Source organism: Okeania sp. SIO2F5, assembly GCF_010692685.1.
Taxonomy (GTDB): Bacteria; Cyanobacteriota; Cyanobacteriia; order Cyanobacteriales; family Microcoleaceae; genus Okeania; species Okeania hirsuta.
In genome coordinates this window covers 1-15,144 of record NZ_JAAHGU010000162.1, presented here as the reverse complement: position 1 = coordinate 15,144, position 15,144 = coordinate 1, and the positions used below count along the sequence as shown (strand labels likewise).

Below are 15,144 nucleotides of genomic sequence, written 5' to 3'. Positions count from 1 at the left end.
TGAGAAGGGTGGGGATCATTAATACACCGAACCAACCGATGTATAAACGATTGTCTGTGCTGGTGATCCAGCTACAGAACTTTTCCCATACGTTGGCGTTTTCACGCTGTTGTAAGGTAGTTGTCATAATGTATGATTGCTGTTATGTATGTATGAAATTTTCGAGGTACGGTGGTGCAGGTGTTTATTTATTTTCCTGCCCCGTTATTAATAATATAGCTAGTTTATTTCGTTTTGTAAAGGGGTGTTAAGGATAGTGTTGTTTAACTAAGTTATAAGTTTTGTTTATAAAATTTGCACATCACAATATATTTTAAAAGTCAAAACTAAATGAATGAATTTTAAATATACACAAATTCCCCACTATCTACAATTTTAAGATGTATGTTAGAAACCCTAGACCTAAGCCTTTTTCTCAACAAAGATGCCTATAATACACAGCTAGAAGCACTGATGCGACAGTTACGATCGCTACAGAGAGCTTGCTGGCAAAAAAAATTACCTGTGCTGATAGTTTTAGAAGGTTGGGCCGCTGCTGGTAAAGGTGCTCTAGTTAAACAAATAGTGGGAAATATGGACCCACGAGGATTTGTGGTTCATCCAATTTGGCCTGCTACAGCACAAGAACGACAATATCCTTTTATGTGGAGGTTTTGGCAAAGACTTCCTAGAGCGGGACAAATTGGATTTTTCTATCATAGCTGGTACACTCATGTCCTGGAAGAGCGATTATTTAAAAGAGTTTCAGAACCAGAAATTCCCATCAGATTAGGACAAATTAATGCTTTTGAACGTCAGATGGTCGATGATGGCGTGGCGATCGCTAAATTCTGGATACATCTGAGCAAAAAAGAATTGAAGAAGCGTTTAAAAAAAACTGCGGCTGATTCTTTAAAAGCTTGGCGTGTCAGAAGTGAAGACTGGCAACAAGCAAAAAATTATAAACAATATACTGCTTTTGCTGAGGAAATGCTGATTCATACCAACACAGAATTTGCTCCCTGGACATTGGTAGAAGGAAATTGTCAACGTTGGGCAAGAGTCAAAGTACTGACAGAAATGGCCTCAACTTTGAGTCAAGCTTTGGATGGACTGCATATTCAGGCTGTACCACTCAAAAATCCTCTTCAAGAACAACTCAAATCAAAGGAACCAGATTTTTTAGCTGAAGTAGATTTGACCCAAAGCTTATCTCCAAAGCAGTATAAAAAATCTCTACGGCAGCAGCAAGCGCTTTTGAATAAACTGCAATTGGAAATTTACAAACATCAAATCCCTGTGCTGGTAATATTTGAGGGTTGGGATGCTGCGGGTAAGGGTGGGGCAATTAAAAGATTAACGGATAACTTAGACCCCCGCAGCTATGTAGTTAATGCTTTTGCTGCACCAACAGAGTCAGAAAAAGCCTATCATTATCTCTGGCGGTTTTGGAAACAGTTGCCAGAAGCAGGAAATATTGGTATTTTTGACCGCAGTTGGTATGGTCGAGTTTTGGTGGAGCGGGTGGAAAGATTTGCTACAGAGTCAGAATGGCAACGTGCATATCAGGAAATTAATGAGTTTGAGGGACAATTGACCAGCGCAGGTTATGTTTTGGTCAAGTTTTGGTTACATATTAGTCAGGAGGAACAATTAAGGCGATTTACTGAACGGCAAAATGACCCATTTAAGCAGTATAAGCTTACAGAGGAAGATTGGCGCAATCGAGAAAAGTGGGAAGTTTATGAAGTAGCTGTTAATCAAATGATTCAGCTTACAAGTACGCCAACTGCACCTTGGATTTTAATTGGGGGTGATGATAAACATTATGCTCGTGTTAAAGTAATCCAAGCAGTGACGGAAGCAATTAACGCTCAACTTAAGTACCGATAAAATAAGTTGATTTTTATTTTTGGCTTCGCTGAAGTAAGGTATGAAACTGATGAGTGAGTAGGTATTAATAGTAAGTAAAAAGAGAGTTTCTTTTTTAAATAATGACTACTAACTACTAATTAGTGAGCAATAAAAATTATACAATCATTCAGCAACACCTTATTTTTTATGTTATGAGAAAGCCTGCATGAATCAAGTTATCTAATTAAGCAAACAATCTAATTTTTTTAAGGACAAAAATCAAAAAATTATGCTGATAATTTTAACAAGAATAGTATTCTTAATACTGTTAATTTGTATAATTAAGTCACTCTGGGATAGTACCGGTGGTGATAAGAAAAACTTGATATCTAAGTTGTTGTTAGTATTTTCAATTATTCTGTTAATACTGGCATTTTATGCACCAGATAGTCCAGTAGGAGCTGCTGTTTTTAGGTTTCTAGCTTTTGCTTTTAAACCACTTGGTTTTTCGATTATACTTTTGATCTATGCCACTACTCTCATATCAGGCGGGGGGATAAAAAGTCCAGCTCCAACTCTGATTATTACAGCTTTAATAGTTCTGATAATTTCTAGCTCGCCAGTATTTGCTGTATGGGCAGCTCAACAAGCAGAAGAAGATGCTATAGAACTTGTTTCTGTATCAGCTTGTTGTGACGAAAAAGCAGATGCAATTGTATTATTAGGTCAGGGAACAACTCAACCTGTAATACCAGACAGAATACAAATTCAGCTTACTAAAACAGCAGAGCGAATTATTTACGCATCTCAACTATATAAGAAAGGTTTAGCTCCCTATATTATAGTAAGTGCTGGTCCGAGAATTGGAGATGATAATAGTACAGTTGAAGCTGTAGATATCAAGAAAATTTTAATTGAATTAGGTGTTCCAAGACGGGCTATTATTCTAGAACCAGATGGAAGGACTGTCTATGAAAGTGCAATTGAAACAAGGGATATTTTGGATGGAAGAGGTTTAGACCCTACAGTTATTCTTGTTACTTCTGCTGTTAATATTCGTCGTGCTAGTTTAACTTTTACTGATATAGGGATGAGGGTTATTCCAGCTCCAACAGATTTTAATACTGTAAATCCTTATGAAGATTCTTCCTATCGTTTTGTACTAGCAGATTTTCTACCCAATGCCCAAGCACTTTTACTAACTACAGAAGTTTGGGAAGAATATTTAGCTTTATTTTACTATTTCTTACGCGGTTGGTTAGCTCCTGGTTTTTGAGGAAGTATTTTCATCTAATTATATTGTTGTAAGCATTTCCTGCGGAATGCTGCCCAAACAGCTATTAGCAGTCAGCGCTTCCCTGCGGGATGCTACGCAAACAGCAATTAGTAATAAATAATTACTTCTCAGGTTTGACAAGGGAACCCATGGCAGTAACTTTTTATTCTTTCCTCAATTTCAAAGGTTGCTTTTACCTTCCCCAAAATTAATTGCTGAAGCACTAATAGCTGACTACTGAATGCTTACGCATTGTTGTTGCTCAAACAAAATTTATAGCAGTGTGTGTTGGTATATTTACAAATTGCAGGAACTGTGTGAAACACTATACAAAATCTAAATTTATGCCCCTCAAAAATTTTGAATAGCAGAGGGGCATTTTTATTATGTTTAATAATGATTTTGATGATAATTTATTTAAAAAAATTCACTAAATAATCAGTAGCGAATTTACCTTAATCTTCTTCAAAAGATATTATTTCTAATGGGTCATAATTACTAGAGGATGTAGTTGTTGGATTGTTCTGTGAATTAGAAGGAGAAGCAGTAGAAGCAGGAGTAGATGGCTGCTGATTTATGCTTTTTTTACCACCTGGCACTAAAAAAGTAACAATCAACCAAACACCTAAAAATATAAATAATAATATTCTCACAAAATCTTCTCCGGGAGGTGCTTTTGGCGGTTTCTTTTTGGGAGATTCGAGTTTGACTTTAATAGATTCAGTTTCGATAGTGTTATCGTCTTTTACATCAAATGAAAGAGAAAATTGCTTGCCCATATCTGTTATTCCTATTGTGGCAAATATTATGGTTAAGATTTAAGATAATTTTAGTAATATTTTGAGTTTAATTTCAGACAAAATTATTTAGGAGTCATATATTTATCTTTTCCTTTATAGATTTAATACCTCACAATTCACCCTCGGTGTCTCCAATTGGTTGGAGTTTGTAAACGCGGAACTGCAACTTTTTAGTATCCCCATCTACCTCTTTTCTTCTTCAATTGATACAGTTCATTTTTAACAAGAACTAACATTTTTTTCATTGATTTTTAATTTAATTTTTTTTGTATCTTTAAACTATACCAGTGGAAGGAAAGGTTAGGACAGATCAAAAGCTTAAAACTCAGACATAGCCTGATTTTTCCTCCTCTGATAGATAACTAAACGCCTTTTTCCTTCTACTATATCTACAATCATAACATTATCTAAAATCTAAAATCACGACTATGCCTCAATCTTCCCGACTAAGACTTAAAAAATTAGCCTCCTACTTAGGTCCCCACTGGAAAAAGTCATCATTAGGAGTTTTTTCTCTACTAATAGTCAATAGTTTAGGAATTTATATTCCCAAATTAATTAGTCAAGCAATAGATGATTTAAAAGTAGCAACCAAAATTGATGAATTTTTATACTATGTAGTAGCAATTATAATTTTTGCCTCCATTATGTGGGTAATTAGAATAGTATCGCGCATACTCATATTTGGAGTAGGGAGACAGGTAGAATTTGACCTCAAACAAAAGATTTTTAATCGACTCTTAAAATTAGAACCATCCTACTTTAGTAATAATACAATAGGAGATTTAATCAACCGCGCCACAAGTGATGTTGATAATATCCGTAGACTATTAGGTTTTGCAGTATTAAGTATTAGCAATACAATTTTTGCTTATGGTTTAACTATGCCAGTTATGCTTTCTATTAATGTGCGGTTAACTTTATTAGCAGTTTCTGTTTATCCTATCATGCTAATACTGGTGAAAATATTTAGTAATAAATTGCAGAGTCAACAATTAGCTGTACAAGAAGAACTTTCTAATATGAGCGATTTGATTCAAGAGGATATGAATGGTATTTCTCTTATCAAAATTTATGCTCAAGAAGAAAATGAGCGACAAGGTTTTAGTGATTATAATCAGCGACTTTTAGAGGCAAATTTAGAGTTGGCTAAAACTCGTAATATTCTTTTTCCTATATTAGTTAGTTTAGCAAGTTCAAGCTTATTAATATTGCTAATGAATGGATCGATCTACCTAGAAAATGGTGAATTAACAGTTGGTAATTTTGTAGCTTTAATTCTTTATGTTGAGCGTTTAGTTTTTCCCACCGCATTACTAGGTTTTACCATTACTGCTTATCAAAGAGGGGAAGTAAGTATTGACCGCATAGAAGCTATTCTCACAGTTGAACCAAAAATTAAAGACCATGAATCACCTCTAGATTTTCCAAAAGTAGTAAAAGGTTGGGTAAAAAGCCAAGGATTAACATATACTTATCTGGGTAGTAAAACACCAGCTTTAGACAACATTAATTTTCTGATTCAACCAGGAGAAACTATAGCTATTGTCGGATCTATTGGTGCTGGAAAATCAACTTTAGCCAATACATTACCTCGACTTTTAGATATTAATATTGACCAACTATTTATAGATGGCTATGACATAACTCAACTAAAATTAACAGATTTACGACAGGCGATCGCCTACGTTCCCCAAGAAAGTTTTCTCTTCAGTACAACAATTAAAAATAACATCCGTTATGGCGACCCATTAGCTGAACAAATAGAAATAGAAACTGCTGCTAAACAAGCACAAATTCACGCAGAAATTCTCAACTTTCCCCAACAATATGAAACTATAGTTGGAGAAAGAGGGATTACTTTATCAGGGGGACAAAGACAAAGAACAGCATTAGCAAGAGCCTTATTAGTTGATGCTCCAATATTAATTTTAGATGATGCACTTTCCAGCGTAGATAATCAGACAGCAACTCATATTTTACAAAATTTATCAACTGGAACTCAAAAGAAAACTGTAATTTTTATCTCTCATCAAATGTCTGCTGCTGCTACTGCTAATAGAATTTTTGTCATGGATAAAGGGAAAATTGTACAAATTGGAAATCATGCAGAATTAGTAAAGCAAACTGGATTATATCAATTACTTTGGAATCAGCAAAAATTAAAGCAGTTATTAGAATAGAATTCAGGAGTCAGGAGTCAGGAGATGTAAATTATAAATCTCTGATTTTACATTCAATAAATACCACTCCATAATTGATTTAACGTAGTTTATTAAATTATCTAATTGTTGATCTACTTTGAGGGTGGATTGATTTTTATATCCATTTAAATAGCATATATTTAAACTCCGCTTTTAAAGGCGGGGTTTGACTCTTTTACTGTCATTATAATATAACTATATTTTTTGAATTTGGTATCATACCAATTGGAAAAAAGAATGTTACGAATAATAAGTGCGACCAAAAGATTTTGCCGGAAATGTCCCTTTGACAAAGCGGTCGTTAGCGTAGCTTCCCGTAGGGTGGGATGGCGATCTTCGGAGCGGCTCTGTCAAGAGCGGGTTCCCTCGCCATCCCTCGACCAAGAGAGCGGTGCGACTCCGCGACGATGCCAGTCGCACCTTGTAGCGCACCAAGATAAAAAGAGGATTTACGACCTAAAAACTGGTATTGAAGCCATTCCCATACGACTCCTGACTCCTAAGAAATAGCCTAGCTATTTGTAGCAAACATTTATCAAGTTGATATAATTCAATTAAAATTCAAAAACAAGAAAGGAGAAAATTATGCTGGCAACTGAGCAAAAATATTACTCTACTGAAGAGTATTTAGAACTGGAAGAAGCAGCAGAATTTAGAAGTGAATATCGTCAGGGGGAAATAATTCAAATAGTTGGATGCACGCCAAATCACAATTTAATATCTCTCAACTTTAGTTCAGCGCTGAAATATGCACTAAAAGGTAAACCATATCGAGTATTTATGACTGATTTACGTTTATGGATAGATGAATCTAAACTTTATACTTATCCAGATGTAATGGTTGTTAATACTCCATTAGTCTATGCTGAAAATAGACGAGATACTATTATTAATCCTCTGATAATTGTAGAAATATTATCAAATTCTACAGAAAGCTATGACCGAGGAAAAAAATTTGAGTATTACCGAAGTATGAATAGTTTTCAAGAATATATTTTGATTGACCAATATAGGAATCATGTAGAACAATTTAGCAAGACTGAAGAAGGAAAATGGTTATTATCAGAATTTAGTAATCCAGAAGATATTTTGTATTTAAGTTCTGTTGAATCTGGAATATCTTTACAGGATATTTACGAAGAAGTTGAATTTGAGGAGTAGGAAGTAGAGAGTAGGGAATAGGGAATAGAAAATCAATGGAAAAATTGAGAAAATCTCTGTAGTAATTCCATGTCTGAGTGAGGCATAAAATTCATTAACTTGAGAAACACTATAGTTTTACTAGAATTAAGAATTTCTCCACTAAATCAAGCATTGGAACTTAGTAGAAGCATTAATTAATGTTTAGATGGCACTTGCTTAATGGAACAATTTCAAACATATACAGGACTTACACACTTTTCCGACAAAAACGCTATATATGTCATAGTGCTATAGTTTTTATCTACTATATGTAGTGTCTTTGCGTAAGTCCTGATCAGGAACGGGCAAGATGCCCATTCCACAAAACTATTAAAATCATACCACATTTAGGATTTACACACTTTTCCGACAAAAACGCTATATATGTTATAGTGCTATAGTTTTTATCTACTATATATAGTGTCTTTGCGTAAGTCCTGATCAGGAACGGGCAAGATGCCCACTCCACAAAACTATTAAAATCATACCGCATTTATGCAACTCAGAATTGCTATAAACATAACTCAGCTTACAAATAAATTTGTTGAAATAAGCAGATAAATAATGAGTAACTTACAAACAAAAATTTTAACTGATACTTGGGTAACTGCAACTTGGTCAAAATATTTACAAGTAATTGAAAATCTAGATAACGAAAAAGCAAAGTGTTACTATCACAATCAAAAATATAGAATTGAAATGAGTCCACTTAGTAATAAACACGGTAGAGACCACGCATTAATAATGCTAGTAGTGAATATATTTTCAATTTTAAAAGGCATTGATTTTAACGGTATAGATAATTCCACTTATAGAAAAGTAGGATTAAAAGATGCTCAACCAGATGCCTCTTATTATTTGGGGAAAAATACCGATATCGTTCCTCCTGAAACCTCTATTATTGACTTAGAAAAATATCCACCACCAGACTTAGTAATAGAAGTTGCTAATAGTTCACTTTCTGATGATCAAGGAGAAAAACGTATTTTATATGAAAATATGGGAGTGGGAGAATATTGGATCGTTGATGTACAAAATGTGAAAATTATTGCATTTTCTGTAGTAGATAGAGGTAGTAAACAAATTCAAGAATCTCTTGTTTTACCAGGATTAAAAATTTCCTTACTTGTTTCCTTACTTGATGAAGCACTTCAACGTAGTCATCACATGAATCAACGGTTAGTTGGAGCTTAGTTAATGGAAAAATTTCAGCCATAAAAATAACTCAGCTTAACCAGAAGTTGATCTTGGCTGAATCAGATATTTATTAATATATTTATGGTTATGGCAAATTATGATCAAAAAAATTATCTCTTCTTTTGCGGGTTTAATACCTCACCATCAACGGAGGTGCTGAAAATTGTTTGGGGTTTGTAGACACTAAGTGGCGTGTCGAAGACTACCCTTAATGAAGTCAGAAGTTAGAAGTTAGAAGTTAGATAGGAGGAACCGTCGGATTGGCGACGTACAGAAGTTACTTTTGTAACGGGGATTTGAGCAAGTCTCCAAAAACATTTCGCCTTAAAAGGCGGGGTTTTAAACCCAATTATTTTGATCAGCAATTTTCCCTTTCCGTTTGTCATGCTGCGCAAACAGCATAAGTGCCTTTCCTGCGGAATGCTGCGCAAACAGCTCCCGCTGACTTCTTCAATTACAATTTGTCAGATATTCTGTCCAAACATATCCTGGAACTGGCTCAATAATCTTTACCCAAAATAAGCCTTCGATACCACCTGTAGTTTCTAACTCTACCGTATCTCCATCATCAACTGTACCAACAATATTACCATTAGGTACTTCTCGGACATTCAGAACAAGACGTTCATTTGTAGAAGAACTTGGCATTGATACTTCACAACTACCAGCAGCAACTAATAAAAATTTATCATTTTGTTCAGTTAAAATTTGATTTGATATTTGTGATTTATATGCAGCATGGGATGTATTAGTAGAGAAAATTTTTACACCCAAGAAAAAAAGAAAAACTAGAGAGATGATAGTTGAAAATTGTAGCTTAATATTCATTGTTAATCACAAGATAATAGTTCAAGATTAGTAGATAAATAATAAAATAAGTAAAAACTTAAGCCTAGAAAAATTTTGCTGATACCTAATCAATTTATTTTGTCTAATTGCTATTTTCTGGAAATATTACTCTGCCTCTAAAACCACTGCTGCTTCTCAAAATAAATACTGAACCTTCTTTCTCAACTTTCATACTAGCTCTTCCTCCATTGCTAATTTCTACGCTATAAGTTCCATCAGTAGGAAATTCTCTCATAGAGAACTGAGTTCTTATAGAACCATCCCATTCAATATCAAATTCTACACCAGTATTACTTTTAGTTATTTTAACATCGCAAGGTCCTGAAGCCCTAATTCGACCATCAAAATCAACTAAGACACAAGCAGCACGCTTTTCTTCAGTTTGAGCCTGAGTTTTATTATTAAAACCAACCAGGCTAACTAAAATAATAGGCAGTGCCAGAATTATCATCAATTTATTCAGCAGAAATAATGGTTTATTCATTTTAAATTAATTAAATTTGACTGGATATTTTATGTTATACTCTGTCTAATTTAAGTGAGATTAATAACTGAAAATAAAATTTGTAGTCTTCAACTGAACTTAGATTTCATATATAGCATCTTTATTTAAGATGTAAACTCAATATCCATATTTAGCAAGTCTTTCAAGACCCTAGAACTTTACGAATCATTTGAAAACACAAACACTAGATAGTAAAAAATTATTACAGCCAAAATATATATAATAATTTTAAAATAATCTTACTAGGAATGGAAACAAAATTAATGAAAATTAATCACTAGATCTGCCAGAAAAATAATATCATATAATCTTGATATAGCAATTCCCAAAAAGCGTGAGGTACAAAATTTTAGGCTTGAGGGAACACCGGTTCTGGGAACAGGGAACAGGGAATAAAAAGACAAAAAGATAACTGTACCTCACGACCTTGGGAAACGCTATAAAAAACTATAGCAATCCTATTTTATTCGTGTCAAAAATCTTACTGCTTTTTAGGAAACAGGGAACACTTAACTGGGAACAGGTAAGAGTTTCAGTTTTTTTATTTACTTTTTGATTTGTCACGACCTATTTAGGATTGCTATATTTTATAGAAATATGGGAATTTCTACTCAAATTGTAATCCAGCATTTATCAACCTTTCTTAAAGAAGACTTATTATTCTAATTTTCTGTTCCTTAAAAACCAAATATTTCTATTTTATCCCTAATAAAAATTGCTATAGCAATCCTATTTTATTCGTGTCAAAAATCTTACTGCTTTTTAGGGAACACTTAACTGGGAACAGGTAAGAGTTTCAGTTTTTTTATTTACTTTTTGATTTGTCACGACCTATTTAGGATTGCTATATATAGTTAATATTTAGCTCAATCACAAATTAACTCGTAGAAAATTAAAACATAGAACATTATGAACTACCGCATTACTCTACTCCCTGGTGACGGCATTGGCCCTGAAATTATGACAGTGGCGGTAGATGTCCTAAAAGTTATTGGCAACCAATTTAACCTTAACTTTGAATTTCAAGAAGCTCCTATCGGTGGAGTTGCCATCGATGCTACAGGGGAACCCCTACCGAAAGAAACCCTCGAAAAATGTCGTAATAGTGATGCCGTACTCTTAGCAGCGATCGGCGGTTACAAGTGGGATAATTTACCACGCCATCAACGACCAGAAACTGGATTATTAGGACTACGGTCCGGATTAGGATTATTTGCTAATTTACGGCCAGCTAAAATTTTGCCCCAATTAATAGATGCTTCTAGCCTCAAACGAGAAGTTGTGGAAGGAGTGGATATCATGGTGGTACGAGAATTAACAGGTGGAGTATATTTTGGTACGCCCAAGGGTGTATTTGAGACAGAGACAGGAGAAAAGCGCGGTGTTAATACGATGGCCTATACTGAGTCAGAAATTGACCGTATTGCTAAAGTGGGATTTGAGACAGCTCAAAAACGTGGCGGTAAGTTGTGTTCGGTAGATAAAGCGAATGTGTTGGAAGTGTCTCAGTTTTGGCGCGATCGCATTACTCAAATGTCCTCGGAATTTCCAAATGTGGAATTATCTCATTTATATGTAGATAATGCTGCCATGCAACTTGTTCGTTGGCCAAAACAATTTGATACCATTGTCACAGGAAATTTATTTGGCGATATTCTCTCTGATGCTGCTGCGATGTTAACAGGCAGTATTGGGATGTTACCTTCGGCGAGTCTTGGTGCTTCTGGGCCAGGAGTATTTGAACCCGTTCATGGTTCTGCTCCAGATATTGCGGGTCAAGATAAGGCGAACCCTTTGGCACAAATCCTGAGTGTGGCAATGATGTTACGTTATGCTCTAGAGCAACCTGCCGCAGCAGATAAAATTGAACAAGCAGTTTTGCAAGTATTAGATTTGGGTTATCGGACTGGGGATATTATGTCCGAAGGAATGAAACAAGTCGGATGCAAAGAAATGGCAGAAGTGTTGTTAAAAGTTTTGAGTTAGGCAAAGACAGCGCTGCGCGCAGGCAACAGGCAACAGGCAACAGGCAATAGGGCGAATAAAAATCTGTTTGCGCAGCATCTGCGTTGGAATAATATAAGACTTTTAGCTATTGGACAATTCCTGCAATTTGTAAATATGCCAGCGCACATTGCTATAGAAATAATTTTCTACTATGGCGCTATATAATTACCAGGAGTAAGCCAAACTCAATAGCTAACGGCAATGTCTTTCCTGTACTGACGGTGACGCTCAAAAATTGTCAGTACAGTAAACTCAACTTGAACAAATAGAAATAAGGAAACAAATTATGACAACAAATGAAAAGCAAATGATAGGAGGTTCGGAATACCTGAAAAGAACTATGGGTATTTCTTCCGCTCCTTTTGAAGCATATCTTAATTATGGGTATGCGTTGCTCGCTATTGCTGGAGCTGATGGGGATGTGCCAGAGGCAGAGATGAATTGGTTAATAAATCATCAACGAATGGTTGGCGCTCCTGAAGAAGCTATAGAAAAATACAAAGAATTTGACTACAAGAATGCTAAGTTGGAAGACCTGTTGCCCAAGATCAAAACAGATGTTCCTAACTGGTCAGCACCAAGAACATTGCTTTATCATGCCATTAAAATGTCTCGGGCCGATAAAGATTATGCAAAACAAGAGGAAGAAGCTGTCAAAAAAGCGGCTAAACTTTTGGGAGTTGCAGATGATATTACTCTATCTCTAAATATATTAGTAGAGATGGAAGAAAAAGTTGAGAGTATGCTGAAAGCGCTGATTCATACTGAAACATTATAGTTAGGCGAAATTATTAGCTAGTATTCCAGACAGCAGGTTTTTAGGAAAAATCTGCTTTCTTTATTCAAACAACTTATATTTGCAAGTCGATATACACTAGATATCTTCAAGAAAAGAGGGAACAGGGAACAGGGAATAGGGAAAAGGGAACCCAACCCTAACCCCTCCGGTGGAGGGGAATAATTGATAATTTATGGAGATCATTTTCCACTACAGCGCTATATACTTACGGAATTGATTATTTGCCGTTTCAGTTTCTGTGAGGACTTGAGTCTCTACTATTGTGTATGTAGCAATAGAGATTTTTTCAACTTTTAAAAATATAAAAATTAATAACTGTGGAGGAGTCAGATTTCCCTGGTCTAGCAAATAGAAATGGTTTCTAGTTCAGTTTCTGTGAGGACTTGAGTCTCTACTATTGCGTATGTAGCAATAGAGATTTTTTCAACTTTTAAAAATATAAAAATTAATAACTGTGGAGGAGTCAGATTTTCCTGGTCTGGCAAATAGAAATGGTTTCTAGTTCAGTTTCTGTGAGGACTTCACCTTATACTATTGCGTATAGCACAATAGCTAATTTTTGGCATTTTAAAAAAAAATTATTAAATATAGGACTGTATATGTATGTGGAAAAAAATTGCCGAACATATCACTCAAGTAACGGCCGAAAATTTTGAAGTTACTAACCATTCTTCAGTTGGAGGAGGTTGCATCAACAGTGGTTATAAAATAACTAATGGCAGTCGCAACTATTTCGTCAAACTTAATCAAGCTTCCCAGATAGCAATGTTTGAAGCAGAAGCTTTGGGGTTAAAGCAAATGTGTGAAATCCAGACTATTTGTGTTCCGAAACCCTTATGCTATGGAACAGAGGGAAATAATTCTTATATAGTCTTGGAATGGCTAGACTTAGGTGGTCGTGGTAACGATAAATCTTGGGAAGAGATGGGACGTAAATTAGCCGCTTTACATCACTGTCAGGGTAAAAGTGAATTTGGTTGGGACATCAACAATACTATCGGTTCCACACCCCAGATTAATACTTGGAATACAGACTGGGCAGAATTTTGGGCAGAAAACCGCATTGGTTATCAGCTCAAGTTGGCAAAACGTCGGGGTGGTACTTTTACTCAGAGCGATCGCCTACTAAAAATTATCCCAGAGTTATTGGCAGGTCATCAACCACAACCTTCTCTGGTTCACGGTGACTTATGGGGGGGAAATGCTGGAGTAACTGTAGATGGGGAGCCAGTAATTTTCGACCCGGCCACTTATTGGGGCGATCGCGAAGTTGATATTGCCATGACTGAATTATTTGGTAGTTTTCCCAGTGCTTTTTATCGTGGTTATAATCAAGCCTGGCCTTTAGATGATGGTTATCAACAACGTAAAAGTCTTTATAATTTGTATCATATTCTCAATCATTTTAATTTATTCGGTGGTGGTTATGGTTCTCAGGCAGAACGTATGATTCAGCAACTTTTATCATAAATTTTCTACTCACTAAACAGTAATTTTTGGGTATTATTGCTAACGGAAATACTCTAATTTACAAATTTCATTCACCGAATAATTAATAATTAATAATTAAATAATTCTGGTTTAAAGCCTCCCCTTTTAAGGGTAAAAAGCGGTCGAGAGATGGCGATATTCGCAGCGGGTATGTAAGAACGGGTCTACTCGCCATATCTAATCGACCAAGAGAAGAAATAATATTTCCTTATATTCAATTCCGTAACGGTTTTAACCAGAGGTAATTATCAATTATCCATTATCAATTATCCATTAATGAACGGATTTATTTTCTTTTTGTGGAGTTGGAATTATGTCTTGAATTGGTAAAGCCAATTCTGGTAATCCATCTGGGTATAACTTAGGATAAATAATCAGCAAAATAATGCCAATAATAGAAGAGATTAAGATGAAAATAATTTGCCCATTCTGCATCCAAGTCAAGAAATCTAAAAATCCAAATTTTTTAGTTTCCTCTGTTTTTGGTTGACTAGAATTTCCTGTTACTTCATTTTTAATATTATTATCATTTTCTTTGTGGGTTTAATACCCCACCGTCAACGGGGGTGTTCAAAATTACTTGGGGGAGCGAATCCCCATGTAATTTTCCTCCTGTCTCCTGTCTCCTGTCTCCTTCTTCAATACCAAATATATTATCCACAACATTTCCATCTTTATTATTAATTTTACGACTATTAACAATAACGTCTCCACCTATATGTATATTATGAGGATGTCTGGATTGTGAATTTTTTTCATACTTATAACTATCTATTGCATCATCAATTAAACTCTGGATATTAACTTCATTGTAGGGGTAATTACCGCATTCAATTGTTATTTTGCTATTGTTAAGCCGTTCTTTTAATTTTTCAAATTTGTAGAAGTGAGGATTCTGAGTATTTTTACAAGTTTTACAATTACAAGGAATTAATTTATTATATTTGAGTCGATTATTATAGGAACCATGAATTTTATCCAATTCGTGAGTCACAATAGTC

The 15,144-nt window shown here is 35.0% G+C and carries 13 protein-coding genes and 2 pseudogenes; 9 read left to right on the top strand and 6 right to left on the bottom strand.

Going from position 1 to position 15,144, the window contains the following annotated elements; translation table 11 throughout:
• Positions 1-127: pseudogene (locus tag F6K27_RS29005) on the bottom strand (photosystem II q(b) protein); the annotation flags it as partial.
• Between the two features lie 257 nt (positions 128-384).
• Here F6K27_RS29005 and pap point away from each other — a divergent pair.
• Both pap and F6K27_RS28995 read left to right on the top strand, forming a co-directional pair.
• Positions 385-1,872 (top strand): polyphosphate:AMP phosphotransferase, encoded by a 1,488-nt coding sequence (pap, locus tag F6K27_RS29000; RefSeq protein ID WP_287279430.1) that lies wholly within the window; start codon positions 385-387, stop codon positions 1,870-1,872.
• Positions 1,873-2,122: 250 nt separating this feature from the next.
• A complete protein-coding gene (locus F6K27_RS28995) occupies positions 2,123-3,109 on the top strand; it encodes a YdcF family protein (RefSeq protein WP_287279429.1) in 987 nt (328 codons plus the stop codon).
• A gap of 455 nt (positions 3,110-3,564) precedes the next feature.
• Here the strand turns inward: F6K27_RS28995 and F6K27_RS28990 are convergent, their stop codons facing one another.
• Positions 3,565-3,888 (bottom strand): hypothetical protein, encoded by a 324-nt coding sequence (locus F6K27_RS28990; RefSeq protein ID WP_287279428.1) that lies wholly within the window; start codon positions 3,886-3,888, stop codon positions 3,565-3,567.
• A gap of 449 nt (positions 3,889-4,337) precedes the next feature.
• Between F6K27_RS28990 and F6K27_RS28985 the strand changes: the two genes are divergently transcribed.
• From F6K27_RS28985 to F6K27_RS28970, 4 genes are all read left to right on the top strand, one after another.
• Complete coding sequence (locus F6K27_RS28985; protein WP_287279427.1) at positions 4,338-6,092, top strand: ABC transporter ATP-binding protein; 1,755 nt, start codon at positions 4,338-4,340, stop codon at positions 6,090-6,092.
• A gap of 258 nt (positions 6,093-6,350) precedes the next feature.
• Positions 6,351-6,623, top strand: coding sequence for a hypothetical protein (locus F6K27_RS28980; protein ID WP_287279426.1), 273 nt, complete (start codon positions 6,351-6,353; stop codon positions 6,621-6,623).
• Between the two features lie 75 nt (positions 6,624-6,698).
• Positions 6,699-7,274, top strand: a complete 576-nt coding sequence (locus tag F6K27_RS28975) for a Uma2 family endonuclease (RefSeq protein ID WP_287279425.1) — start codon at positions 6,699-6,701, stop codon at positions 7,272-7,274.
• A gap of 585 nt (positions 7,275-7,859) precedes the next feature.
• Complete coding sequence (locus tag F6K27_RS28970) at positions 7,860-8,489, top strand: Uma2 family endonuclease (protein ID WP_287279424.1); 630 nt, start codon at positions 7,860-7,862, stop codon at positions 8,487-8,489.
• Positions 8,490-8,942: 453 nt separating this feature from the next.
• On the opposite strand, the gene F6K27_RS28965 is transcribed toward F6K27_RS28970, so the two are convergent.
• The gene (locus F6K27_RS28965; protein WP_287279423.1) at positions 8,943-9,320 is read right to left on the bottom strand and encodes an SH3 domain-containing protein; all 378 of its coding nucleotides are present in this window, start codon (positions 9,318-9,320) and stop codon (positions 8,943-8,945) included.
• Between the two features lie 103 nt (positions 9,321-9,423).
• Positions 9,424-9,825: a hypothetical protein gene (locus tag F6K27_RS28960; RefSeq protein WP_287279422.1), complete on the bottom strand. Its 402-nt coding sequence runs from the start codon at positions 9,823-9,825 to the stop codon at positions 9,424-9,426.
• Positions 9,826-10,755: 930 nt separating this feature from the next.
• Here F6K27_RS28960 and leuB point away from each other — a divergent pair.
• From leuB to F6K27_RS28945, 3 genes are all read left to right on the top strand, one after another.
• Positions 10,756-11,832 (top strand): 3-isopropylmalate dehydrogenase, encoded by a 1,077-nt coding sequence (gene leuB, locus F6K27_RS28955; RefSeq protein ID WP_287279421.1) that lies wholly within the window; start codon positions 10,756-10,758, stop codon positions 11,830-11,832.
• A 307-nt stretch (positions 11,833-12,139) separates the two neighbouring features.
• Positions 12,140-12,631 carry a hypothetical protein gene (locus F6K27_RS28950; RefSeq protein WP_287279420.1) on the top strand — a complete coding sequence of 164 codons (492 nt, stop codon included), beginning with the start codon at positions 12,140-12,142 and terminating at the stop codon, positions 12,629-12,631.
• Between the two features lie 624 nt (positions 12,632-13,255).
• On the top strand, positions 13,256-14,122 hold the full coding sequence (locus tag F6K27_RS28945) for a fructosamine kinase family protein (protein ID WP_124146576.1): 867 nt from the start codon (positions 13,256-13,258) through the stop codon (positions 14,120-14,122).
• Positions 14,123-14,416: 294 nt separating this feature from the next.
• Here the strand turns inward: F6K27_RS28945 and F6K27_RS28940 are convergent, their stop codons facing one another.
• Complete coding sequence (locus F6K27_RS28940) at positions 14,417-14,578, bottom strand: hypothetical protein (RefSeq protein ID WP_161565053.1); 162 nt, start codon at positions 14,576-14,578, stop codon at positions 14,417-14,419.
• A gap of 91 nt (positions 14,579-14,669) precedes the next feature.
• A pseudogene (locus tag F6K27_RS28935) lies at positions 14,670-15,144 on the bottom strand (hypothetical protein); the annotation flags it as partial.

Coding starts and splice junctions, on each gene's coding strand:
- pap (WP_287279430.1), top strand. CDS start 385: ATGTTAGAAACCCTAGACCTAAGCCTTTTTCTCAACAAAGATGCCTAT.
- F6K27_RS28995 (WP_287279429.1), top strand. CDS start 2,123: ATGCTGATAATTTTAACAAGAATAGTATTCTTAATACTGTTAATTTGT.
- F6K27_RS28990 (WP_287279428.1), bottom strand. CDS start 3,888: ATGGGCAAGCAATTTTCTCTTTCATTTGATGTAAAAGACGATAACACT.
- F6K27_RS28985 (WP_287279427.1), top strand. CDS start 4,338: ATGCCTCAATCTTCCCGACTAAGACTTAAAAAATTAGCCTCCTACTTA.
- F6K27_RS28980 (WP_287279426.1), top strand. CDS start 6,351: ATGTTACGAATAATAAGTGCGACCAAAAGATTTTGCCGGAAATGTCCC.
- F6K27_RS28975 (WP_287279425.1), top strand. CDS start 6,699: ATGCTGGCAACTGAGCAAAAATATTACTCTACTGAAGAGTATTTAGAA.
- F6K27_RS28970 (WP_287279424.1), top strand. CDS start 7,860: ATGAGTAACTTACAAACAAAAATTTTAACTGATACTTGGGTAACTGCA.
- F6K27_RS28965 (WP_287279423.1), bottom strand. CDS start 9,320: ATGAATATTAAGCTACAATTTTCAACTATCATCTCTCTAGTTTTTCTT.
- F6K27_RS28960 (WP_287279422.1), bottom strand. CDS start 9,825: ATGAATAAACCATTATTTCTGCTGAATAAATTGATGATAATTCTGGCA.
- leuB (WP_287279421.1), top strand. CDS start 10,756: ATGAACTACCGCATTACTCTACTCCCTGGTGACGGCATTGGCCCTGAA.
- F6K27_RS28950 (WP_287279420.1), top strand. CDS start 12,140: ATGACAACAAATGAAAAGCAAATGATAGGAGGTTCGGAATACCTGAAA.
- F6K27_RS28945 (WP_124146576.1), top strand. CDS start 13,256: ATGTGGAAAAAAATTGCCGAACATATCACTCAAGTAACGGCCGAAAAT.
- F6K27_RS28940 (WP_161565053.1), bottom strand. CDS start 14,578: ATGCAGAATGGGCAAATTATTTTCATCTTAATCTCTTCTATTATTGGC.